The 25,274-nt window shown below is 40.6% G+C and carries 20 protein-coding genes; 10 read left to right on the top strand and 10 right to left on the bottom strand.

Annotated features, from left to right (window positions below; all coding sequences use genetic code 11):
• The 9 genes from AB1401_11635 to AB1401_11595 all read left to right on the top strand — a co-directional run.
• Positions 1-191 (top strand): hypothetical protein (locus AB1401_11635; protein MEW6616097.1); only part of this gene is annotated, 191 nt, incomplete at its 5' end.
• A 19-nt stretch (positions 192-210) separates the two neighbouring features.
• Complete coding sequence (locus AB1401_11630) at positions 211-672, top strand: MaoC family dehydratase (protein ID MEW6616096.1); 462 nt, start codon at positions 211-213, stop codon at positions 670-672.
• A gap of 47 nt (positions 673-719) precedes the next feature.
• Positions 720-1,361, top strand: coding sequence for a CBS domain-containing protein (locus tag AB1401_11625; protein MEW6616095.1), 642 nt, complete (start codon positions 720-722; stop codon positions 1,359-1,361).
• 307 nt (positions 1,362-1,668) lie between these two features.
• Positions 1,669-5,226, top strand: coding sequence for a chromosome segregation protein SMC (smc, locus tag AB1401_11620; protein ID MEW6616094.1), 3,558 nt, complete (start codon positions 1,669-1,671; stop codon positions 5,224-5,226).
• Positions 5,227-5,481: 255 nt separating this feature from the next.
• Positions 5,482-5,985 carry a hypothetical protein gene (locus AB1401_11615; GenBank protein ID MEW6616093.1) on the top strand — a complete coding sequence of 168 codons (504 nt, stop codon included), beginning with the start codon at positions 5,482-5,484 and terminating at the stop codon, positions 5,983-5,985.
• A 126-nt stretch (positions 5,986-6,111) separates the two neighbouring features.
• Positions 6,112-6,594 carry a TIR domain-containing protein gene (locus tag AB1401_11610; protein ID MEW6616092.1) on the top strand — a complete coding sequence of 161 codons (483 nt, stop codon included), beginning with the start codon at positions 6,112-6,114 and terminating at the stop codon, positions 6,592-6,594.
• Between the two features lie 82 nt (positions 6,595-6,676).
• Entirely contained in the window at positions 6,677-9,664 is a 2,988-nt protein-coding gene (locus AB1401_11605; GenBank protein MEW6616091.1) for an N-6 DNA methylase, read from the top strand.
• Positions 9,651-11,345 (top strand): class I SAM-dependent methyltransferase, encoded by a 1,695-nt coding sequence (locus AB1401_11600; GenBank protein ID MEW6616090.1) that lies wholly within the window; start codon positions 9,651-9,653, stop codon positions 11,343-11,345. The genes AB1401_11605 and AB1401_11600 overlap by 14 nt, the downstream gene beginning before the upstream one ends.
• A gap of 199 nt (positions 11,346-11,544) precedes the next feature.
• Positions 11,545-12,684, top strand: coding sequence for a hypothetical protein (locus AB1401_11595; protein MEW6616089.1), 1,140 nt, complete (start codon positions 11,545-11,547; stop codon positions 12,682-12,684).
• A 387-nt stretch (positions 12,685-13,071) separates the two neighbouring features.
• Here AB1401_11595 and AB1401_11590 read toward each other — a convergent pair whose 3' ends face one another.
• From AB1401_11590 to AB1401_11545, 10 genes are all read right to left on the bottom strand, one after another.
• Positions 13,072-13,287, bottom strand: coding sequence for a DUF2283 domain-containing protein (locus tag AB1401_11590; protein ID MEW6616088.1), 216 nt, complete (start codon positions 13,285-13,287; stop codon positions 13,072-13,074).
• A complete protein-coding gene (locus AB1401_11585) occupies positions 13,272-13,736 on the bottom strand; it encodes a hypothetical protein (GenBank protein MEW6616087.1) in 465 nt (154 codons plus the stop codon). Before AB1401_11585 ends, AB1401_11590 begins: the two co-directional genes overlap by 16 nt.
• Positions 13,737-14,383: 647 nt before the next feature.
• Entirely contained in the window at positions 14,384-15,124 is a 741-nt protein-coding gene (gene nadD / locus AB1401_11580) for a nicotinate-nucleotide adenylyltransferase (protein ID MEW6616086.1), read from the bottom strand.
• Between the two features lie 95 nt (positions 15,125-15,219).
• Positions 15,220-16,476 (bottom strand): glutamate-5-semialdehyde dehydrogenase, encoded by a 1,257-nt coding sequence (locus AB1401_11575; GenBank protein ID MEW6616085.1) that lies wholly within the window; start codon positions 16,474-16,476, stop codon positions 15,220-15,222.
• A 1-nt stretch (position 16,477) separates the two neighbouring features.
• Positions 16,478-17,629, bottom strand: a complete 1,152-nt coding sequence (gene proB, locus AB1401_11570) for a glutamate 5-kinase (GenBank protein ID MEW6616084.1) — start codon at positions 17,627-17,629, stop codon at positions 16,478-16,480.
• A gap of 37 nt (positions 17,630-17,666) precedes the next feature.
• Positions 17,667-18,683, bottom strand: coding sequence for a GTPase ObgE (obgE, locus tag AB1401_11565; protein ID MEW6616083.1), 1,017 nt, complete (start codon positions 18,681-18,683; stop codon positions 17,667-17,669).
• Positions 18,684-18,701: 18 nt separating this feature from the next.
• Positions 18,702-18,956, bottom strand: a complete 255-nt coding sequence (gene rpmA / locus AB1401_11560; protein ID MEW6616082.1) for a 50S ribosomal protein L27 — start codon at positions 18,954-18,956, stop codon at positions 18,702-18,704.
• Between the two features lie 58 nt (positions 18,957-19,014).
• A complete protein-coding gene (gene rplU / locus AB1401_11555) occupies positions 19,015-19,326 on the bottom strand; it encodes a 50S ribosomal protein L21 (GenBank protein MEW6616081.1) in 312 nt (103 codons plus the stop codon).
• A 122-nt stretch (positions 19,327-19,448) separates the two neighbouring features.
• A complete protein-coding gene (locus AB1401_11550) occupies positions 19,449-20,978 on the bottom strand; it encodes an Rne/Rng family ribonuclease (GenBank protein ID MEW6616080.1) in 1,530 nt (509 codons plus the stop codon).
• Positions 20,979-20,984: 6 nt separating this feature from the next.
• Positions 20,985-23,519, bottom strand: coding sequence for a TIGR03960 family B12-binding radical SAM protein (locus AB1401_11545; GenBank protein MEW6616079.1), 2,535 nt, complete (start codon positions 23,517-23,519; stop codon positions 20,985-20,987).
• 239 nt (positions 23,520-23,758) lie between these two features.
• Here AB1401_11545 and AB1401_11540 point away from each other — a divergent pair, with 239 nt between their 5' ends.
• Positions 23,759-25,255: a DUF262 domain-containing protein gene (locus tag AB1401_11540; protein ID MEW6616078.1), complete on the top strand. Its 1,497-nt coding sequence runs from the start codon at positions 23,759-23,761 to the stop codon at positions 25,253-25,255.
• The last annotated feature ends 19 nt before the right edge of the window (positions 25,256-25,274 follow it).

Below are 25,274 nucleotides of genomic sequence, written 5' to 3'. Positions count from 1 at the left end.
TTCAAATCGCATCTTCCGAACCTCCTGTAATATCTCTGTCCGTCCCATACGTCACCTCCACTGGTGACCATTGTAAACCGGACAGATTATGTGCTACAATACAGGACAGTTTATTTGTTTCTGACAAACGAAAATTAATAGTTGACAATTTTACAAATAATAGAGAAAATGTCCTCGTATTTTTCCAATGATTTTTTAAGGAGGTATTCTATGGCTAAGCGTATCATTGAGGACCTGGAAGAGCTGAAAACAATGGTTGGGCAGGAGATTGGTGTAACTGACTGGATTAAGGTAACGCAGGAAAGGGTTAATACATTTGCCGAGGCGACTGGAGACCATCAGTGGATTCATGTAGACCCGGAACGGGCTAAGAAAGAATCACCCTATGGGGGAGCAATTGCCCACGGGTATCTAACGATGAGTTTGGCACCTTATTTCCTTCAGCAGATTATGGAGATAAAAAAGAAGCGGATGGGGGTCAATTATGGGTTGAATAAGGTGCGTTTTCCTGCCCCTGTGCCTGTTGGAGGCAAGTTGCGGATGAAAGCCGAGGTGGCTGAAATTGAAGATATAAAGGGAGGAATTCAGATTGTAATCAGGATGACCTTTGAGGTAGAAGGTCAGGAAAAGCCCTGCTGTATTGCCGAGGCCATCTATCGCTATTACAGTTAATTAGCCATTTCTTAAAAAAACAAATATGAAAGGAGGAAAAGAAAACTATGTATGTAAAAGACATTATGACAACGAATGTTGTTACTGTTCCCAGCACTACCTCTATTGCGGATGCAAAGAGGATAATGCAAGCCCACAGGTTTCGCAGATTACCCGTGGTAGACAAGGGAAAGCTGGTAGGACTGGTTACCGAACACAGATTGGAGAGTGTTTCGCCTTCCAAGGCAACATCCCTTACCGTTTGGGAAATTGGTTATCTTCTTGAAAAGACGACCGTAAAAGAGATTATGGAAAGGCATTTAATCACGGTGAAACCTGAGATGACCGTTGAGGAGGCAATATCTCTGTCTCAGGAGAACAAGGTAGGCGCCTTGATAGTGCTTGAAGATAGTAGGGTAGTGGGAATACTTACTACCAATGACTTCTTTTACAAGATTGTTAACAAAGTACTGGGTATAGGCGAAAAAGGCACTCGGTTTGAGGTTACCGACGGCGGAGAAGGTAAGGCTCTTGAGGAAGTGATTTCTTGTGTGAACAAACATGGGTTAAAAATCGTGACACTTCACGTCATAGCCCTGTCCGAAAAGAGTAAGAATGATGTTGTTATTCACGTAGATGGCGAAGATGTTACCAAAGTCATTGATGAGTTGAAGGGTAAGGGTTATACTGTAACCTTGAGGAAAAGATAGCCTGTTATTTATCAAAGAAGTTCAGATAAGCTCTGTTAGAGATATCATTTCTGACAGGGTAAAAAGTAAAAGCGGACTATTGAGTTCAATAGTCCGCTTTTTATTTTTAGCACTATATGTTGTGGTATAAATATAGCCATATACATTTTGTTGTATTTTTTTCTTTACAATGAGTAAAATCGATGCTATATTAACGAAAATTTTTGTAGGTAAATTCAGATGTTAGTAATCAACTGGATGTATCTAATTTAATCCTGAGGTTGGAACAAGAGTTGATGGATTACCTGAAAAAGAAGGGCTTTTGGGTATGAAGATAAGAGAAGTGGAGGTTTTGGGATTTAAATCCTTTGCTGAAAAAACAACCCTTTCCTTCCAACCCGGTATTACAGCTGTAGTTGGACCAAATGGTTGTGGGAAGAGCAATGTTATAGACGCCATACGGTGGGCTATGGGAGAACTCAGTGCCAAACAGCTCAGGGGAGCTTTAATGGAAGATGTCATCTTCAACGGAAGTGAGGGGATAAAATCAACAGGAGTTGCAGAAGTTTCGTTGATCTTCTCAAACGATGACGGCATAGCCCCACCTGAATATCATGACTTCAGCGAGATTCAGGTAACTAGACGTCTCTTTCGGTCAGGAGAAAGCGAATACTATATTAATAAGGTTCCCTGTCGTCTCAAGGACATCGCAGAGCTTTTTATGGACACTGGGCTGGGTACTAAGACTTATTCTATGGTAGAGCAGGGAAAGGTTGAGATGATTTTGAATTCTAAGCCCCAGGACAGAAGATTCCTGATTGAAGAAGCAGCCGGTGTTACAAAATATAAAAATAGAAAAAAAGAAGCATTGAGTAAGGTTGAGTCTACAAAACAGAACCTGATAAGGTTGTCTGATATCATTGGAGAAATCAAAAGGCAGATTAATTCACTGAAACGACAGGCCAAAAAGGCGGAAAAGTATAACTCTATTAAAGAAGAGATAAAAAAGGTCGAACTAACCCTGGCTTTAGGAGATTACAGAGAGATATTAAAAGACAAGAGGGAGAAAGAGGACTTATTGGAGGAATTAAGGGCTAAGGATGCTGAAATTTCCGCAAAGATACAAAGTGGTGAGAATCAAATTGAAGAAACTAAGATTAGATTGTTGGAAAAAGAAAAGGAGTTAATTGCTATTCAAGAGAGACTTCATGGTGTAAATAGCTCTATCCAGAAGGATGAGAACATTATAGAATACGGCGGTAAGGAGTTGGAGACCCTTGCAAAACATCACTCCCGCTTAGGAGAAGACGCTAAAAAGTTTAAGTTCCAACTGGAAGGTACAGAAAAAGAGATTCAGGAATTAGAGAATGATGAAAAGGGTTTGCAAGATGTCCTGGTCACTGAAGAATTTAATCTGGCAGAGAAAGAAAGCCAATTCAACAGGCTGAAAGATCATTATAAAACCGCATTAGAAAGGATTGAATCAGAGAAAGCTGATCTTATTGATATCCTGACTGATATAACCCAAGTAAGAAATTCTATAACTAATTTAACAGATCAGCAGACAGACTTCCTTCGGAGGGGGGAGAAGAGTAAGAAAGAACTGAAGGACACCACAGAAAAGATTAAAGAATTAGAAGGCAGGGCGTCTGAGTTAAAGAAAGGGTTGGATGAGTTAAACAGGTTGAAAGGGGTATTAGAGAAAGAGAAGCAAAAGAGGCTTGAAGAGGTAGATAATCTTAAGCTAGCGGTGGAAGAGAAAGGAAAAACCCTGAATGATCTCAAAGAGAAACTGAGCAGAAAAACTGCCCGATTGAACTCTTTAGAAGAGTTCCAGAAGAACCTTGAAGGATACCAGGAAGGGGTTCGTTCAATAATGCTTAAAAATGGCGATAATAATTCAAAGAAAAATGGGATATATGGAGTGGTAGCCGACATAATTGAAACTGCGCCAAAATACGAGACAGCCCTGGAATCAATTCTGGGAGAAAAGCTTCAGTATATTATTGTCAAAAGTCAAAATGAAGGTGTGGAGGCTATTGAATATTTGAAGGAACAGGCTGCTGGCAGAAGCAGTTTTATTCCTCTTAAACTCAGAGAGAATAAAGAATCTTCACCGGCTGTTTATTCTGCGGAGACTGATTATACCCCTTTGCTAAGTGTAGTTAAAGCAAGAGAAGGTTTTTATAATATTGCCAATTACCTGTTGGCAAATGTTCTGGTAGTCGAGGATTTTGATAGGGCTATGAAATTATGGGAAAATAATGGCTACACAGGCACTTTGGTTACCCTGGATGGGGAGGTAATAGACTCCTGTGGGGTTCTGACCGGCGGGAGTAAGTCTGCTGTTTCAAGTGGAGTGTTACAGAAGAAGAGAGAGATTAGAGAATTGGAGGAGATAACAGAAACTATAAGAGAAGAGTATAGTAGAGTTGAGAAGGGATATAAACAGATTGTTGAGGAGACATCCTTAATACAAAAGCGTATAGAAGAATTGAACCATGAGTTGTATGCCGGGAATGTTAAGACTATTACTATTGAAAACGAGCATAACCAAATTCATTCAGATTTAAGCCGTTTTAAGGAAAAGGTAGAAATATTAAATTTTGAAAGAGATCAATTACATGTAGAGAAGGAAAAAACGAAGGTGGATCTGTCAGCAAGAGGAGAGAAATTACAGAGTCTAAACAACTTGAAAGACGAAAAAGAAAAGCTGTCAGGCAGCCTGCAAGGGGAAGAGAAGAAGATAAAAGAAAAAATAGATAGGCTAAGTGCCGGGCTTACCAATTCAAAGATTACAATAAGCTCTGTAAAAGAAAAACTGAAAGGCACATCTTCTAATATAAACCGCTTAAAGAGTGCTAGAGAAGAATTGATAAAAGGCATTGAAGAGAAAAGAAGGGAAAGTGAAGAAAGCGAAAAGGAGTGTCTTAGGATTTCTAAAATGATAGAAGATTCTCAAAACAGGCTTGAAGAATTGTTTAAAATCCATAAAGATCTCCATGAATCTTTAAGTATAAGAAAGGCTGAAACGGAAGAAGACGCCGAGGATTTAAGAAGAAAAGAGAATACCCATAAAACCTGCCTGAAGGAGCAAGAAGACCTCTATAGAAGATTAAGTGATTTAAATCTTAAAATAACTGAGATAGGGCTCAATATCTCACACCTGAAAGGCAGGGTAGAGGAAAAATACCGTATTAAGTTAGAGTCTATGGCCAGCCCTCCTGCCAATGGGTTCTCTGGAGAAGAACTAAAAGAAAGGCTTGCATATCTGAAAGAATCTCTGGAAAATATGGGTGAGGTAAACCTCCTGTCCATCAGTGAATACGAAGATTTGAAAGAGAGATACGAGTTCTTGACAGGTCAACAGAATGACCTGAACCAGTCTTTGGAATCTCTTCAGAAGGCTATAAGCAAAATCAATCGGGTAACAAGAAAGAGGTTTAATGAGACTTTTCTGGCTGTCAACAGAAAGTTCAAGGAGATATTCCCGCGTCTCTTTGGGGGTGGTATGGGAGAACTCGTATTAACTGATGAAGATAATCTGCTGGAAACTGGGATAGAAATAATCGCTCAGCCTCCTGGGAAGAAGCTCCAGAATATTAATCTCCTCTCAGGTGGAGAAAAGGCATTGGCAACTATCGCATTAATCTTTTCGATGTTTACCATAAAACCCAGCCCTTTTTGCCTTTTGGATGAAGTGGATGCCGCCCTTGACGATGTCAATATAAACAGATTCAATGAACTGCTTTTAGAGACGTCTAAAAACTCCCAATTTATCCTTGTGACCCATAACAAACGAACCATGGAGATAGTTGATACCCTTATAGGTGTGACCATGGAAACCCCCGGGGTATCCAAACTGGTTTCAGTGAGAATGAACTAAACTATTGCCTTTCTTCTTCCTTTTAGAAGTGCGTCGGTTAAAAACTTCAACCCCGGTCAGAACTAGAGCCGGAACAAGTAGCATCGGTATTGAGCAGTTAACCGCCTAAAAATATAAATTTGGTATTGAACGACTTAAAAAGTGTTATAATATCATATAGATATGTCATCGAAATTTATATTTGAATATTGGCGGACTCAAAGTTTACTGTCAATATCAGGAAACTGTTCAATATATTGTTGGGCAGAGGAACCAATGAGTAATATAGATGAATTATTCAAACTAGTAGAGTCTTTGGTAGAGGAGTCTACTAAGCTAAATACCGATGGCCTCGATAAGCTAATGACTGTTTCAGAGGAAGTTGGTAAATCATGGTCTGGGTCGTGGCTAGGCTATCACTCTAGAGTCTATTACAAGGATTTTAAACCTGTTCCCCCAGGTGCTCGATTCAGCAAAGAATGGGGAATGATGGATAGATTCGCCATACGTGAAACCCGCGGGGAATGGCAGGAATATGATTTTGATTCGGTCATTAATGTTATTTATGAACAAGCAGGTAATATTGATCCTACTGTCTACAACTCGCAAGTGAAGGAGGCTACCGAAGTCTTCGAGGAATCCAAGGCAAGTATTCTGTCTATCCTTGCCGGTGAGGTTCAGGACAGACAAAATGACTCATTTTTAAACGATCTGTTCGCTAAAATAAAGAACAAGAAGGTTTTTGGAGCGTCCGATTTTGTAAAGTACTTTGCACCTTAGGGGCAACAGATGTCACGGGATATGAATGCGATACAGGCGGGAGTCCAGACTCCTCCTCACATTTCTGTCATTGCGCAGATTAGTGCTATTCGAAGTCCATTCAGCGAATGTGAGAGCCTAAGCAAATTGGCAAGACGAGCAGCTTCCCACCTCCAGAATCTTAGTCGAAAAAGCAAACGTGAGGAGAGAATTGGTACCAATGTATTCATTGGTCATGGACGCTCCCGTGCCTGGAAAGACCTAAAAGACTTCGTCCAAGACAGACTTCACCTTCCTTGGGATGAGTTCAATAGGGTTCCCGTTGCTGGTGTTAGCAATATAGTGCGGTTGTCCAGAATGCTTGATGATGCCGCTATTGCCTTCCTTGTTATGACTGCAGAGGATGAACAAGCAGATGGTAAAGTGCAGGCGCGTATGAACGTAATCCACGAGGTTGGATTGTTTCAAGGGCGCCTCGGTTTCGAAAAAGCAATCGTACTTCTTGAAGAAGGTTGTGAAGAGTTCGCGAACATTCACGGTCTTGGCCAGATAAGATTCCCCAAGGACAACATCAGTGCAACATTTGAGGATGTTAGGTTGGTTCTTGAGAGAGAAGGGCTATTGGAGTAATAAATTGAGCCCAACATTTTTCTGCACCTGACAGGTGAGAAACGCGTTAGTCCTATAAAACAAAGAAAATTAGTTTATGAAAATGACCATTCACGACCTTTTAAATAAATATCATTCCAACAGAGATAATTATCTCAAAGCGAACTATAACGAGACGCAATTGAGATCAGATTTCTTGGACCCACTGTTTGAGCTTTTGGGTTGGGATATCAAGAACAAAGCAGGCAAACCGACCAATGAACGGGAAGTTTTGCTTGAAGAAACATTGAAAGCAAATGCTTCTGAAAACTCCAAAAAACCAGATTATACTTTCAGGCTTTTCTCCGAACGAAAATTTTTCCTTGAAGCAAAGAAACCGAGCGTTCCCATTGAAACCAATGTTGATAATGCCAAGCAAGTAAGGCGATACGGATTTACCGCCAAACTGAAAGTATCAGTGCTTTCCAATTTTGAATACTTACTGATTTATGACTGCTCCATTAAAGTTGAGAAAGACGATAGCCACAACAAAGCTTTAATTAAAAAATATCATTACACTGAATATTCGGACAAGTTTGAAGAACTGAAAACCTTGCTTGGCAGAGAATCCGTTTATGCCGGACAATTTGATGAAGGATGGAAAAACATTGAAGAGAAACTCAGCCTTTTCAGCATTGACCACCTTTTCCTGAATCAAATCAATGAATGGAGAAAACAGCTTGGTACAGAAATATACAAGCACGAACCCAAGATTTCAGAGCAGTTGCTCAACGATTATGTTCAGAGTTACATTAACCGGATTATTTTTCTGCGTGTTTGTGAGGACAGAGATTTAGAAACTTATCAGTCCTTGCTTCAATTTGCGGATAAACAAGACTTCAAAGCCCTGTTAAAGAAATTTGATCAGGCAGACAAAAAATACAATTCTGGCTTATTTGACCAGTTTCTTTCCGAGAAAATCATTGGAAATATCAGTTCTGTATTCTGGTCAATCATCAGGCAACTCTATTATCCTGAAAGCCCTTACTCTTTTGCGGTATTTTCATCTGACGTATTGGGCAGTATCTACGAAATTTTCCTTTCGGAGAAACTTACAATACAAAATAGAAAGATTGAACTCGTCCGTAAACCTGAGAATGTTGATCGGGACATAATCACCACACCCAACTATATAATCAAATCTATTCTGAATCAAACGGTCATGCCATTTTGTGAAGGCAAGACGGATACAGAGATTCTTGCTTATAAAATGGCAGATATTGCTTGTGGTTCTGGTGCTTTCCTTCTGGAATTGTTCCAACTATTAAGCGACACTTTGGTCGATTACTATCTGGTGCATGACAACTCCAAACTTATTCAGACCAATATAAATACCTACAAACTACCATTTAGACTAAAAAGTGAGCTTTTGCTGAATTGTATTTTTGGAACAGACAAAGATTATAATGCCGTAGAAGCTGCGAAATTCGGACTGTTGCTAAAACTCCTTGAAGAAGAGGACAAGAACTCGGTTAATACAAAATATCCCCTTCTACCTGATTTGAGCAGCAATATCCATTTTGGAAACACACTGATTGCCCCTCAAGATGTTAAAGATAAAAAAGCCACATCCGAGATAAATCCATTTGATTTTGGCAATGAAAAATATGACATAATAGTTGGCAACCCTCCATACATGAAATCGGAAGACATGAAGCAGATAACACCACTTGAACTTCCGATATACAAGAAGAAATATATTTCTGCTCATAAGCAATTTGATAAGTATTTTATCTTTATCGAAAGGGCAATTGAATTGCTAAAAGACAAAGGATGGTTTGGTTACATTGTCCCAAGCAAATTTGCCAAAGTCGGTGCAGGTCTAAAGTTGAGAGAGTTTTTACAGGAGAAAGGCTATGTACACACCATTATTTCCTTTGGAGCCAATCAGGTATTCAACAGCAAAACGACGTACACTTGTTTGTTAATTCTCAGAAAGGAAAAACTTTCAACATTCCAATATACTGAAATAAGGAACCTATTGAAATGGAAAGTTAGCGGAAAAGATGATATAGAATACCAGACGATAAAAACCGATAGTCTGAATAAAGAAGTATGGGTACTTGTGCCACCGGAACTCAAACCTGCATTTGATAAAATCAATACCCAAAGTGTTTTATTGGAAGATATTGTAGGCCGTGAAGGAATATTTAATGGTATTCAGACAAGTGCCAATTCGATTTACATTTTCCAACCTACAAAAGAAGATAAAACCTATTACTACTTCGAGAAAAAAGGTGTGGAATGGAAAATTGAAAAAGCCATAACCAAACAGTATTTCCAAACTTCATCAGGAGAGGACAACTTAAACACATATCGTCCTTTTAAACCAAATGCAATGGTGATTTATCCGTACGAGCAAACCAAGTCAGGTATTGACCTGATTTCACTAAAGAACATTAAAAATAATTTCCCTGCTACCTACAAATACCTGCAACACCACAAGAGTATTCTTAATAACCCGAAAAGGGATATAAAACCTGAGCCTCAAACCAAAAATGAATGGCACAGGTATGGCAGACATCAAAGTTTGGATAAATGTGGATTACCGGAAAAAATCATTGTTGGGGTACTTTCTGTTGGTGATAAATATGCCATTGACTTCCACTGTACATTGATTTCATCAGGAGGAACAGCCGGATATTGTGTCGTTGCTTTACCACGGGATTCCCCTTATTCCATCTATTACATTCAGGCATTGCTTAATTCCAAGTATCTCGAATGGTATTCTGCCCTGTTAGGAGAAGTTTTCAGGGGCGGTTATATCGCTAGAGGAACAAAAGTTTTGAAGCGTTTGCCCATCCGAAGAATTGATTTCGGTAATAAAACTGATAAAGCTTTTCATGACAAAATCGTGAAAATTCAAAAAGACCTGATTTTGAAACAGGAGGAAATAGACCAAAATCAGAAAGACAAGCGAATGCTTACCAAACTCCAGAGACAATTTAATGCTTTGAAGGTTAAACTGAATGAACTTTTGAAAAATCTTTATGACTTAGAAAAAGACGATTCATTAATCCCTCTAATAAAAGAAATATATGAAGCTAATTAAACACGCATCAGCAGAAAAACTTAGAGGTGGATTTTATACACCCGAACCCATTGCCACTTTCATTTTGAAATGGGGTATCAATGGTTGTTCGTCCTATGATATTTTGGAACCAAGTTGTGGTGACGGTGTTTTTCTAGAACAGCTAAAGAAACAAAACCATAGATTCAATAAGGTAACAGCTATTGAGTTTGATAAGGCGGAGGCTGAAAAAGCAAACAGTATCAGTCTTAATGATAAGACTATCATCAATACAGACTTTCACATGTATTGCAATAAAACTACCGAACGCTTTGATTTTATAGTAGGAAATCCACCCTATATACGCTATCAATATTTTGATGAGGAACAACAAATAGAGGCAGCTAAAATATTCAAACGAGCTGGGCTGAGATACACCAAGCTTACTAATGCCTGGGTTTCATTTGTGGTTGGTTCAAGCCTTTTACTAAAGGAAAAAGGAAGAATTGGCTTTGTGATTCCGGCAGAAATATTACAGGTATCGTATGCACAGCAACTCCGTGAATTTTTAGCTCACTTTTATAACAAAATCAATATTGTTTCATTCAAGAAACTGGTATTCCCCGATATCCAGCAGGAAGTTATTTTGCTTCTCTGTGAGAAAAATGGAACGAATAACCACCTGATAGAACATTTAGAACTGACAGATGCATCCGAACTTGAAACATTGGATATAAACAAGCTAAAAAGTCCTCAAAAACAGATAAACTTCAAAAGCAATAAATGGACGTTTTACTTTCTAGAACAGGAAGAAATTGATTTTCTGGAAACAGTTGCTCAGAACAAACTCATTCCTAAAATTGCGGATTATGCCAAAGTTGAAGTAGGGATAACAACTGGGGCAAATGATTACTTTACCGTTTCACTTCCGGTGGTGGAAGGTTACAACCTCCAGGAATTTGCTAAACCTATGGTTGGACGGAGCGTACAGGTAAACAGCATTATTTTCAATGAAAAAGATTGGAGACAAAATCGGTTGAGAAATGCCAAAGCCCATCTACTCATCTTTCCACCAAAGAAAGAACTGAATGGACATAAAGGAGCCAACTCTTATATTTCAATGGGCGAATCCACCGGAGTAAACAAAGGGTACAAAACAGGCATCCGTGATGACTGGTTTGTAGTACCTTCTATCAAATTATCAGAAGCACTTTTCATCAGGAGAAACAACCTTTTTCCAAAACTGATTTTGAATGAGGTTGGTGCATACACCACAGACACCATGCACCGGGTTTTTGTAAAACCAAGCACCAACGTTAAAGCATTTGTTGCAAGCTTTTACAATTCACTTTCTCTGGCCTTCTCTGAAATCTCTGGTCGTTCTTATGGCGGTGGCGTTTTGGAATTGATGCCAAGCGAAACAGGAAATATCCTGCTCCCTTACAAAGAAGAAAACGATGCGTTGCTCGGCCAGATTGACCAAATGATGCGGGAAAAGGAACCCATTGACGAAATTTTGGAAATCACCAATGAACAAATCCTTGAAAAAGGGTACGGTTTTACGGGTAAAGAAATAAAACTTGCGGATAGGATTTGGAAAAAACTGTCGGCAAGGAGGTTGAATAGGGCGGTTAACGGGTCGCGGCGGTTAATGGAGATTAACGGGGTCGGGCCACAGCAAGTATTTGATATTGTAGTGAATAATTCAGAACTGGCCCCCTGAAATGGGTCTATAATGCGATTTTTGCCGGCAAAAAGGCTGTTATTCCTCTATGGTAAGGGAGAGACAATAGTGTCATTATTAACTATCGAAACGCTATTTTGTTTAAATAGAAAGATAGAAATAGTACGACTTTTTAAAGAGCACATTTTCCATGAGGATAAATATGGCAATACTAGACAGAGGGTAGAGCGAGAGTAGTATGGCAGGCAAAAATATACGCTATTATTCAAACCGGCAGGTTAAAAAGAGGGGGAAGCAAGATGGCAGGGATTGGAAGTGGAAATTTTTCCCTCCCAAATGGCCATTTCAAGAGTCCAAACAGCCAGACCCTTCCATTGATCAGGAAGAACCAACCGAATTTGAAGAAGAACTCCTTCGAGGGGCAAATGAAAGCCTGACCTATATCTCCCAGGAATGGTATAATATTGATAAAGAACTGCATGAGAATTGTAAAAATGCTGAGGATAAATATAGAATTGCAAAGGCGGCAGTTAAAAAAGAAAGTATTGAACACGAAGATGCCATTAAGAATTACGAAGCTGTTAAAGCACGTTTTTATAATTACCCAATGCCTCGTATATCAAACACATTATTCTGGATACTCTTTCTAATAATAACGGTTGCAGAGGTTGCCTCTAATGCATTGGTATTCAATGTCTTTGAGCAGAGTCAATCTCAAACCTTAATAACGGCAGTTGGCGTGATGGTGGGCATACCGTGGCTTTCAAATTTTATTGGCAAGAAATTACGTATGAAGAATAAAACAAAGACCACCATAGTTTTGATAACAGGCGCTGTCTTAGTGGTTCTTGCCGGTCTTATTGTAATTGCAGTATTGTGGGGACAGTTTTTTGAGGCTAATAACATAGTGGAAGCCCTGGACATAGGATGGGATATCGGCAGTATTCCATTTGCGTTTTTTATTGTTAATGTTCTTTTATCTGCTGTTATAGCGATTATTGCCTACAAAGCGGGGCACAGAGACCCGGTTAAGTATAAACAGATTAAGAGGGCATTTGAAGATGGAGCAAATAGGCTCAAAGCAGAGGCGGCAGACCTTGAAGAGGCTGCTGAGGGGTTAGCCAATGCGAGAATAGAGTTTGACAGTGCACACTCCGAAAGGGCAGATGAATTTGAAAAGATTAAATATGAAGCGAAGGAAGAAAGGGGTAAATGGATAGAATTGGTTCAACTATACAGGACGTCGAATATGCTTGCCCGCAGAAATAAGACCAGACCGAAATCATTTTTAGTTGATATTGAAGGGTTGATATCGATCCCCGAAATTTTGCAGAATCTCGACTGTAATTCCTGTTGTTACGAAGAAGAGAGAAGATAAAGTATCGGACTCAGCCTTAGTAATATTTTTAACTGGCTGCATTCAACATTCGTAATTATATTCGATATCCAGCTTCACGTTCTCCTCTAGAAAAGAGCGTCTGAATTCCTCAGAAGCAAGCTGTTTTTAAAAGTATTTCTCTGCAATGTTCATTTTCCACCTCTCCATAATTTTCTGACTAATGGGCCAAAAGAAGTGCGATAGCATTTAGATAGCAATCTTTTGTCCTGAGACCTTTGAAAAACGCTTCCCTCGTGTCATTCCGGCGCGTCACCCCGATGAAAATCGGGGCGGAGTCCAGAACCGCTTGAAAACACTGGATTCCGTGTCAAGCACGGAATGACAGAAAGGTGATTTAATTATAAATTCAAAGGTCTCGTCCTGTTGTTAGGCGACGTATCTCTTCAACTCAATTGAAAGGGGTTTCTGCTCCTTTAGTGCACTGACTTTCAATATGGAAAAACCGATAACGTTGCCTTTATCATCGACTTTTTCCATCACCGCGTCGTTATCAGTTTCTTTGAAATAACCCGCTTTTCGCTCAAACATGACTTCAAGATAATCCCCTTCTTTATCGTACCAAACTCTTATTCCTTCTCCCATAATATCTCACCTCTCTTTATCGAATCCGTGAAATATGCAGTAATAATAAATATATCTTCAATGCTTGATTTAATCACAACACACAGATATTTTTTAGTAACGGGTGTTTTGCTGTAATGTCGATAAAATAGTTCTGCTTCCGGGTCTGTTTTTGACCTGGCTATAATATCTGGATTTAGGAGTGTTCCTCTTATCTTTGCAATTTGGCTCGATATTTCTGGATGATCTGATTCAATATGTTCCTGCCGTTCATCCGTCAAACTTATTTGCCTTTTATATACATCTTCAAACCACTGCATTTTGATCCTTATAATATCATATTTCTCAACATGTCGCCTAACGTTTTCAGCATGTTCGATGTTGCATGTTGCGCCCGAAGTAAACAATGTCCTGAAGGGCAAGGGCTTCAGCCCAAAGCGTATATGCTGTGTTAGGCGATGCGTCAACATGACAATCTCCTATTGGCGATTGTCATCTTTATATGAACTAATGATTAATTCGATTGCTTTTTCTATCATGCTTTCATCTTTAACCACAAAAAGAGATGGATAGGTTTTCGCATAGCCAGATGTTGACGGAGTTGGTTGTAACCGTGGATCGTAAGAGGGCATCAATCTTAGGAATACTCTAATTTGGTTTGGTTGAGGGTTCAGTTGAGCAATATTCTTATTTTTCTCAGGACTGAAGAATGGAGCATAATGTTTGGTCTCCTTATATCCTAAAGACGGACACCTTTCCTCAAGCTTAGACCTAATTCTGTTTAACCATCGTATAGTTGTTGGTGAGGACGTAATTAATTTATCCATTTCTATCCCTACTATCTAACTTTTACCGTTTCACCTAACTGACTGGCGGATGAGCGAAGTGCCGCAGGCATTTGGGTTTCAGCCGTTCATTCGCTTGATAGTCGAAGCGGCGGTTTTGTTCATTAAGATTTCTCGTAGAGCCTGCCCTTAGCAGAAGACAAGATTCCTCACTTCGTTCGGAATGACAGATGAAGGGCTCGAAATGACAGGTAGCGAAGTGCCCGAAATGACAGTATTGCATATGCATTTATGAAACGGTGTACCGGCAGCGGACATCCGACACTATCCCTTTAAGAGTCCTTGTATAACCCGTGTTCTTTAATGTACTGAATTACCTTTTCAGGAAGAAGATAACGGACTGATCTGTTTTCTTTGATTCTATTTCTGACAACACTTGAAGAGATATCCAGATTGGTAATGTCCCGGAAGTATAGAGAGAAATTAGAGGTGTGAACAAACCTGTCTTCTTCAGATAAATATGAAAAGTTTCCTGCTACATCAGCAGGAAGAATGGTTTCCAGATTGGTTAAGCTGTATCCTGGTCGGGTAGTAACCACAAAATTGCAACGGGAGAAGAGGTTTGTATAATCCTTCCATGTAGATATTTCGGTAAAGGCATCTATTCCCATAATGAAAAACAATATCAAATCTGAGCCGTGTATTTTTCTTATGTAATCAATAGTCTCGATAGAATAGGATTTACCGTGTCTCTTTATCTCAATATCGGAGACAGAAAAGCCTTGATTTCCCTCAATGGCAAGGTTGACCATCTCCATGCGATGGATAGGGGATATTATATTCTTTCCTTGCTTATGTGGAGGGTTTGCTGAAGGTATGAAGATGACCTGTTGAAGGTTAAAAAGTTCGCGAACCTCTTCAGCAGACCGGAGATGTCCTAAATGTATCGGGTTAAATGTCCCCCCAAAAAGACCAACCCGCAAATAACCCTCCATGACGGCTTCGTAAAAAGTCCATCTGCGGCGTTGCTCTGCATCCCTCGTCGTTGCAGCGTAACTATAAGTAAGCTTCACTCCTCGTGATTTGCGCGCCTTGCATCTGAAGCTTTTTACTGTGCCGTCCGTTTTTGACTTTTTACGACTTGATCAACTGTCCATCGTTTGTTTAACTAAGACCTTATCTGTCCGTTACCATATACGATAAATTTACAGGTAGTAAGCTCTTCCAGCCCCATGGGACCGAAGGCATGGAGTTTGGTAGTGCTTATCCCAATCTCTGCCCCCAAGCCTAACTGGTTGCCGTCATTGAATCTGGTGGAGGCATTGACCAGCACCACCGATGAATTGACTTCCTTCAAAAACCTTTGAGAATTCTCATAGTTAGATGTAACAATAGCCTCTGTATGTAACGATCCATACCTGGCAATATGACTGATTGCCTCGTCCATGCCATCTACGACTTTGACAGAGAGGATTAGGTCCAGATACTCTTTATACCAATCTTCCTCATTTGCCTGTTTAACTGATGGAACGGTCTTCAGAACTCTGGGGCAACCCCGAATTTCTACGCCTTTGTCTTGCAACTTTTTGATTATGAAGGGAAGAAACTTAGAAGCGATATCCTTATGAACCAAAAGAGTCTCCAGGGCATTGCAAACTCCCGGACGCTGGACCTTTGCATTTATAACTATATCTTCAGCCATACTAAAGTCAGCGCTCTCATCTACAAAGATGTGACATACCCCCTTGTAATGTTTTATGACAGGTATCCTGGAGTTTTGCACAACAAACCTGATGAGTTCTTCTCCACCCCTGGGGATTATCACGTCAATATAGTCCTCTAATTTTAACATCTCATTTACGGCAGCCCTGTCTGTTATCGGGATAACCTGAATTGCCTCCTTTGGTATACCCTCTTTTTGTATTACGTCTTGTAATATTCTGGCAATAGCCAGGTTTGAATTTATAGCCTCTGACCCCCCCCGGAGGATTACAGCATTACCAGACTTCAGGCATAAACCGGCTGCATCAGCAGTAACATTGGGACGGGATTCATAGATTATGCCGATTACCCCAAGAGGAATTCGAACTTTACCCACCAGCAGGTTGTTAGGTCGCCTCCACATCCTGGTTACCTCTCCCACGGGATCAGGAAGCGCCGCAACGTCCCGGAGACCTTCTGCCATAGCTTGTACAGTAGAATCACTGAGGGTTAGTCGATCTATGAAGGCATCTGATATGCTCTTTTCCTTTGCATTCTCCAGGTCCTTCGCATTCTCCTGTTTTAAGAGCAGAGCATGGTTTAAGAGTTCATTACTCATCTTAATCAAGACGTCATTCTTTCTCTTGGAGGAAAGATTACTCAGCTCTTTAGATGCTGCCTTACTATCCTTGGCTATCTTCAAGACTTGATTTTCTATCGACATATTAGACTCCTATCATCTCTAAAACTACCAAATCATCCCTATGGACTATCTCGTCAAAGTATTTATAGCCCAGTTTACCTTCTATCTCGCCGGTCTTAAGCCCCTTTATCTTTGCTATTTCTGAAGAGCTATAATTTACTAAACCTCTTGCAAACTCGAATCTGTCAGGGCCTACTAAGTTAACTGAATCACCGATCCCAAACTTTCCCTTTATGCTTAGTATCCCTGAGGGAAGGAGACTTTTCCCTTTATTTACGATAGCCTTTTGGGCTCCGTCATCTACGAGAATCTCTCCCTTGGGTTTTAGGGTAAAGGCGATCCAGTGCTTACGGCTGGTCATTCTAGTCTCTTTTGGTAAAAATAGGGTGCCAACATCTTCCCCAATAATGATCCTGCCTATAATTCCATCCAGCTTACCATTGGCCACTATAGTAGGGACTCCAAAGACAGCGGCTTTTTTAGCAGCCTGCACTTTCGTAATCATTCCACCAATGCTGATTGGGCTGGTGGTGTCTCCTGCAATCTTTTCTATTTCGCGGTTGATCTCTTTTACAACGGAAATAAGTCGGGCATCCTCTTTCCGACAGGGGTCCTCATCATATAGTCCGTTAATGTCGGTGAGTATTATGAGTAATTCGGCTCCGACCAGGTTTGTAGTCAGGGCAGATAGATTATCATTATCTCCGAATTTTATTTCCTCTACAGCTACCGAATCATTTTCATTTATTACGGGGATAATGCCGTAACCTGACAGGGTTAAAAGGGTATTCCGAGCATTTAAGTATCTCTGACGGCTACTGAGATCGTCATGGGTAAGCAGCACCTGCGCTACCTTTTGATTGTATTCGGCAAAGGATCTTTCGTAATTCCACATAAGGGTAGATTGTCCTACGGCTGCAGCTGCCTGTTTCTGCGGAATGTTTTTTGGTTTTTCAGTAAGTCCCAATTTCTGCATGCCAGCGGCAATAGCCCCTGAAGAGACGATAATTGGATTATAGCCGTTCTTCTTTAAAATGGATATTTCTCTTGCCAGCCCCTTGAATACCTTTGAATCTAAGCCACCGTCACTAGAAGTTAAGACACCACTACCTATCTTTATTACTATCCTTTTTACATTTTTGAGGGTATTTCTTCTGAGATATTCTTGTGTCATAACTTTGCCATTCCAATTTTGACTCTATACAAGTCCTTCAATTTTGACTCTCCTCTTTTGCCAACGAAAGTCTTTTTGCAATATGATCGATTAACGGCTTAATTCCTTTTCCTGTTATTGCGGATATAGGGAAAATCTCTATGCCTAATCTCTTAAATCGCTCTTTAACCATGGGGAAGTTGTCTTTAGATTCGGAGATATCCATCTTATTTATTGCGATTATTTGGGGTTTGTTAGCCAGAGATGGACTGTATAGGGCTAACTCGTTATTAATGGTGTTGAAATCGTCTATTGAATCTCTGTGGTTGGCTTCTGAAATGTCGATCAGGTGAAGGAGAAGGCTGGTTTTCTCAATATGCCTGAGAAACCTTGTGCCAAGTCCTGCCCCAAGGTTTGCACCCTTTATCAATCCAGGTATATCTGCTATAACGAAACTCTTATAATCCCCGTAGGCTACTACACCAAGAGTTGGGATTAAGGTGGTAAATGGATAATCAGCAATTTTGGGTTTCGCTGCTGAAATCTTTGATATTAAGGTGGATTTACCAGTATTAGGAAGGCCAATTATACCAACATCTGCAAGCAGCTTAAGCTCGAGTTTTAACCACGTTTCTTTCCCTCTTTCTCCTTCTTCGGCATAGCGTGGAGTCCGATTGGTCGATGTAGCAAATCTTGCATTCCCTTTTCCTCCTCTTCCCCCTTTTGCTACTGTTACCCTCTCTCCTTCTGAGATAAGATCCTTTATCACTGTGTTGTCTTCATCTTTAACAAGGGTACCTACAGGAACAGTTATTATTAAATCAGGAGCATCTTTACCGTGCTGGTTTTTTCCCTTTCCGTGCACCCCTCGCTTTGCAAGGTAGTGTTGTTGGTATTGAAGGTCTAAGAGGGTTGAAAGTCGGGTGGAAGCTTCCAGTATTATATCTCCACCTTTGCCGCCATCCCCTCCGTCTGGTCCTCCCTTTGGGACAAACTTTTCACGCCTGAAACTTACACAACCCCTTCCTCCGTCACCGGATTTAACAAATATCTTTACTTCATCTATAAATTTCACAACTTTCGAGATACCCAATCAGTTTGCATAGATGCTGACTCTCTTCCTGTCTTTCCCCATTCTTTCGTATTTTACCACGCCGTCTATTTTAGCAAATAAGGTGTGATCCTTACCCAATCCAACATTAATGCCAGGGTGTATCTTGGTACCTCTCTGACGGACTAAAATACTGCCAGCACTTACCTTTTGACCACCGAATATTTTGACCCCCAGCCTTTGGCCAACACTATCCCTTCCGTTGCCGGAGCTCCCACCTGCTTTTTTATGTGCCATGATGTGTCCTCCATAACCATTTGCTGTCTACCGTTATCCGTTCACCGTTGTCCGACATTTACATCCTTATCTCTCTTATCTTTAAGTTAGTATAGATTTGACGATGTCCCTGTTTTTTACGGTATCCCTTCCTTCTTTTAGACTTAAAGACTATTATTTTTTTTGCTTTTCCATGTTTGACTATCTCTCCTACAACACAGGCATTGGTCAGAACAGGGGTTCCTATATCTATCTTATCGCCATTGGCTACCATTAGGACTTCTTTCAATTCTACCACATCCCCTGCTTCTCCACCCAGCTTCTCAACTCTTAAAAGGTCTCCTTCAGAAACCTTGTACTGTTTCCCTCCAGTTTTCACGACTGCATACATCCTGTTGTACCTCCCATTGCCCCTTTAAATATTTCAGATTTCTATTTCAAAAAGCTTTGTTGAATAATTTCCAAAGCTTAAGATGAGAGAAATAAATAAAATAAAGTATTTTTCATAACCTGTCAAGAATTAAATGCCTGCCTGTCAACTTCAAATTGTTCCTGATGAAAATCATCTCTCACAGTTACAACAATCCTTTTTCTATATTTTCTTTCTAATTCGTCAATTTCAGCTCTTTCTTCCTCCAATAGTAAGTTTGCAACTTCGGGGTTTACAAAGACACATACAGTGTTTCCCTGGGTCTCTCTTATTTCTCTTTTGATTTCCCGAAGAACCTCATTCAGCACAGTTGTTTTGGATTTTATAAACCCCTTGCCCTCACAATAGTAACAGGGTTCGCATAGAACCCCACTGAGATTGTCCCTGGTTCTTTTCCGGGTCATTTCTATCAGTCCCAGTTCAGAGATTTTAAGGATGTTGGTTTTTGCCCTGTCCTTTTTAAGGGCTTCCTTTAAGGATTGAAATACCTTTTCCTTACTGCTCTCCTTCTTCATATCTATAAAATCAATGATAATTATTCCACCGATATTTCTAAGCCTCAGCTGGTATGCAATCTCCTTAACTGCCTCTAGATTTGTTTTTAGTATGGTATCTTCAGGATTTCTGCTGCCCACGTATTTTCCTGTGTTAACATCTATAGCAACCAGAGCTTCGGTTTCTTCAATCACTATATAGCCTCCAGACTTTAACCATACCTTGTTCCCTAATGCCCTCCCGATTTCAACCTCTATTCCATATGCATCAAAGATAGGTTCATCGTTTTCGTAGAGTTCTACGGAGTGCTTCAACTGGGGCATAAAGGTTTCAACAAATTCCAGTATCTTCTGGTATTCCCCGGGAGAATCTACAACCAGCCTATCCACATCCTCGGTAAACAGGTCGCGTATTGTTCTCATAATCATGTCTAAATCCTGGTGAATAAGACTGTAGGCAGGGGCATTGTTTTTTTTATCCAGAATATTGTGCCAGAGCTTAAGCAGAAAATCCATGTCTGTAACTAAATCCTTTTCATTTTTCCCCTCACTCGCAGTTCGGACAATGGAGCCAAACCCCGCTGGTTTGTTTTTTTGTACAATTTCCCTAAGTCGGGCTCTCTCTTTTTCATTTTCAATTCGACGAGATACCCCCACGTGGTCAACAGTGGGCATAAGTACTAAATAACGGCCTGGGAGGGATATATGAGATGAAACTCGAGCCCCTTTAGAACCGATGGGCTCCTTAGTAACCTGTACCAGTATTTCCTGTCCCTCATATAGCATATCTTCAATTTGAAGAGGTCGGTTAATAGCCGCCCAAAGACCATTTTCTAAATCAATTCCTGTTTCACCATTTGGAATGTGGAGCATTTCTTCAAATTCTTCCAGATCAGAACAGACATCCGAAACGTAAAGGAAAGCGGCTTTGTCTAAGCCTATATCTATAAATGCTGCCTGCATCCCTGGTAGTACCCTGACTACCTTTCCTTTATATATGTTTCCAGTAGTTCCCATTTCTGTACGATGCTCGATGTATAGTTCAGCCAAGACCCCGTTTTCTAAAAGGGCAACCCTGGTTTCTTGCAAATTGGCGTTTATGATTAATTCTACTGACATTTCAAGTTATTTTCCTAATTCTGCTTCTGCTCTCAAGATTTTTAAGAGCTTTACCTGGTTATCCTCCAGGTTTAAAATATGTTCTACCAGCTTAAAAGGCTTTACATCCATTGCCATTCCAGGTCTGATAATGATCTCAAATGAAAGGTTATCTCTCAATTTGACATCTTCAACCATGAATCGAAGATCAACCTTTCGCATCCCCCCCTTCTTTTTATGTAACACGAAGAGACTGTCTTTGCTTAAAAAAGAGGCGACAGCCTCCTTCAGGTTATTGTCAAAAGGTGGAATGGTCCTTATTTGTTCGTTTGTAAAAACTAAGTATTTTATTTTTCTAATACTATCAGATATCGGATTCGATTTCAATATAATTTCCCAACAATTCAAAACCCTCAATCCTGAAGGAAGTTCTTTATTCAGTTTGTCCTTAAACTCGTCAGACGTTATATATCCTTCGATCTCTATATCAACATACTCTGATAAGCTCTCAATACAAACTGGCAAGGCTCCTCCAAAGATTATCCTGGGCAGTGGATGGAAACCTTTTGAATATCTTACTGGGATTTTTGCCCTTCTTAAAGCTCTTGAGAAAACGCTTATCAGTTCCAGGTGGCTCAAAAATCTCGCATCGTCCAATTTAGAAAACTGTAATCTGTATTTTCGGTAGAACCTCACTGCCTGTTGCCGGTTCAGGTATTCTAAAGGCTTTCTCTGGGGCACGGCGCTAGATGTTATCAGTTTGATGTCTTTATTGTCGCAAACTCCGCAATTAGTACAACCTCCGATTCGGCAATCAGGAGTTAATAATGAATTTAGCCCCCTCTTCCTTTCCTCTGCAAGGAACTCTTTATTAACCAGGCAGTCCAGATGGTACCAGGGAAGAACTTCATCATAGTTAAGCTTTCGTCTGTTATAGAAATCCATTTCCAATCGGGCGTCCCTGAATGCCTTCTCCCACAGATCATATCTGAAGTGTTCACTCCAGCCATCGAGACGACAACCATACCTTTGAGCATTTATTAAAACACTGCTTAGCCTCCTGTCCCCTCTGGAAAACGTGCCCTCCAGGATACTCAGTTTGGGATCCTGCCATTTAAGGCTTAGTCCCTTCCCGCTCAGTTTGCTTTTTAGAAATCTGTGTTTTTCTAACATCTCTTTAAGACTAATCTGGGACTCCCACTGGAATGGTGTTTGGGGTTTAGGCACGAAGGTAGAGACGCTAACATTTATATTCGTTTGAGAGTTTAGACCTTTCCCACATGAAAGTATTTTTCTGGAGAGCTCAACTATTCCCTCAACATCTTCTTCTTTCTCGGTAGGTAGCCCGATCATAAAATAGAGTTTGATAGATTTCCAGCCGGAGGCAAACACGTTTTTGGTTGTAGCCAAAATCTCTTCCTCTGTAATCCCTTTATTAATGGTATCCCTTAATTTCTGTGTACCAGCTTCAGGGGCGATAGTAATTCCAGTCTTTCGTACCTTCTTTATCTCCTTGATTAGCTCGGGGGTAAGGGTTTCAGGCCTCAAAGAGGGAAGAGATACGGCTATGTTTTCCTCTGAATATCTGCACATTAAATCTGCCATGAGATCAGAGATGCAGGAATAATCGCCGGTATTTAGGGAAAGCAAGGAGATCTCTTCCTGTCCGGTTTCATCTATCGCTTTTTTTACTATATTCTTGATCGTCTCTTCTGACCTTTCTCGAACAGGACGATACGTCATCCCTGCCTGACAGAAACGACAGCCCCTGGTACAACCCCTGGCAATCTCCAGACTCACTCGATCGTGAATAATCTTCATGAAAGGGACGATTAATTTAGTCGGGTAGTCTACACTGTTGAGATCAGAAACCACTCTCTTTTTAATGGTCGAATAATTTTCTCTGAGAGGTACAATCTTCTCAATTGTTCCGTTGCTGTGATACGTTATATCGAAGAATGAAGGGATATAAACCCCTTGAATCTTTGATAGATTTCTATACAGGGCTTCTTTTTCTCCGCCGTTCTTTTTCCAATCTTTAAAGCAATTACAGAGTTCCAGAATGACCTCTTCCCCATCACCAAGAACTATAGCATCGAAAAAATCGGCTACTGGTTCGGGATTGAAGGCACAGGAGCCTCCGGCTATAATCAGTGGCCAGCTTTTATCCCTATCCTTTGCCAGGAAAGGTATCCCGGAAAGGTCCAGCATGTTCAGGATATTGGTGTATGATAGTTCGTATGGAAGGGTAAATCCGACTATGTTAAAGTCTTTTAATGGGAGAGAAGATTCAAGAGAGGAGAGAAGAATCCCCTTTGTCCTTAAAAGCTCTTCCATGTCTACCCATGGAGCGTAAACCCTCTCAGCAGCAATATCCTCTCTTTTATTAAGAATGTCATAGAGAATCTGAAACCCTACGTACGACATGCCGATCTCGTAAACGTCCGGGAATGCCAGGGCGAAAGTCAGGTCTACGCCTCTTAAGTCCTTATGAACGGAGTTGACCTCGTTTCCCAGATAACGGGTTAATTTGGTGACCAGCGGAAGGAGTTCTTTTACCATTGGGTTTCCTTTTCTGCACAAGAATTATTAGTAATCTGAGTGTTACTTGTTTTTCAGATTAAGCCACATTTATCTTTCTTTGTCAAGGTGATGCAGCCTCATACCGGCAAGATTTTAACTTCAACTTGCAAATTATAGCGTTTATGTGGTAAATTACAGGAAAGTATGGAATAATTTGTCTTCGCCTAGCTCCTTTCGGGGTACGACTTAAATGCCGCATTGGGCATGGAGGAATAGATATGGAAATAGAAACAAGAAGTCGAGCTATAGACAAAGTCTACAAGAGACGCGACCGAATAGAAATGCCAGATTTCCAGCGTGAGGAAGTGTGGTCTGATGACAAGAAGCGCCTTCTCATTGACAGTATTCTCAAAGGCTGGCACCTTCCCAAGTTCTACTTTCGCAAAGTTGACGATAACACATTCGAATGTGTCGACGGGCAGCAACGTTTGAGCGCTATTTTTTCGTTTTTTTCTGATGATTTAACCTTGTCAGAAGACACTTCTAAGAGGGTCGGAGCATCCAAGTATAGTCAGCTTAACGATGATATTTCTGATAAATTTGACGATTTCCAAATCGAAATAGAGGAGATTGAAGATGCATCCGACGAAGAACTTGAGGAGCTTTTCAAACGTCTACAGCTTGGGACACCTTTAAATACAGCGGAGAAGATCAATGCAATTCGGGGAGACCTGAGAGACTTCTGTCACGAGGTTGCAGACAAGCCATTTTTTGCAAATCGAATTGGTATAAAAGATACGCGGTATACTCATTTCGAAACGGTTGTAAAATGGGTATTCTTGGAGGCACGAGGTATCCAACCTCAGATGCGCTATCCACAACTCGAATCACTCCTTAAAGATAACAGGTCTTTTAGTCGATCATCTGATACTGCGAAAAGGATTGAAGGAGCAGTAGATTTTTTAAGCAAAGCTTTTCCTGATGATTGCAAGATCGTCAGAAATCGTGCGAATGCGTTGTCCATCTGCATGCTGGCTGCGCGAGTGCAGGCACAAAAACTTACGTCTGATACAGCGGCATCGCAGTTTCGAAATTTCGTCCAGACATTTTTCCGTCTACTTAGTGCTGAGGTGCAAAAGGGCGTCAAGGCTGTTGACAAAGAACTGCTACGATATCAGCAAGCGATTACCTCCGGGTCAACAGGTGGTGACTCAATCCGTGCTCGGATTGAGATATTGACTAAGCGTCTTGCAACACACTCAACAACATTTTCCACTCTTTTATCGGCTTATGCTAAAGCAGGAGACGCTGCATCACTTGCAGTTGGAGAATTGCAGGAAGCATCTCGCACACTTGTCTACGAAGTCAACAGAAGTTACTCTGCAACCAAGGGCGAAGATCTTTTCAAGATGACTACGAAATCAACCAATGCTATCCATACTCTTGGCGTCTCGTGCCGCGATATTACTGGATATGCTGAGTTCGTCGATGCTTTATATTTCCTTGTATATGAAGGTTCTGGAAACTGCAAACGGCTTCCATCACCACCTCCGGATTTTGCTATGGACGTCAATTTCCTCCGGATGGATGTCAGACATGATCTAGACCATGGGTCAGAAAAGGACGTAGCCAAGAAAGTCACACGTAACGCAGCAGTTTTTCAGAAGTACTCAGGAAAGAAGACCCCAGAAGAGTGCGGCCCTGATGAATTTATGACCATACAATTGAGAATCCTTCAGGCTCTAGCACTGTTCCTAAGCAGCTTGAAAAAATAGAATTCCCAACAAGGCTAAT

This window comes from Thermodesulfobacteriota bacterium (assembly GCA_040757775.1).
GTDB lineage: Bacteria > Desulfobacterota > UBA8473 > UBA8473 > UBA8473 > UBA8473.
Note: the sequence above shows the minus strand (reverse complement) of the source record. Positions and strands in the feature narration are given on the sequence as shown.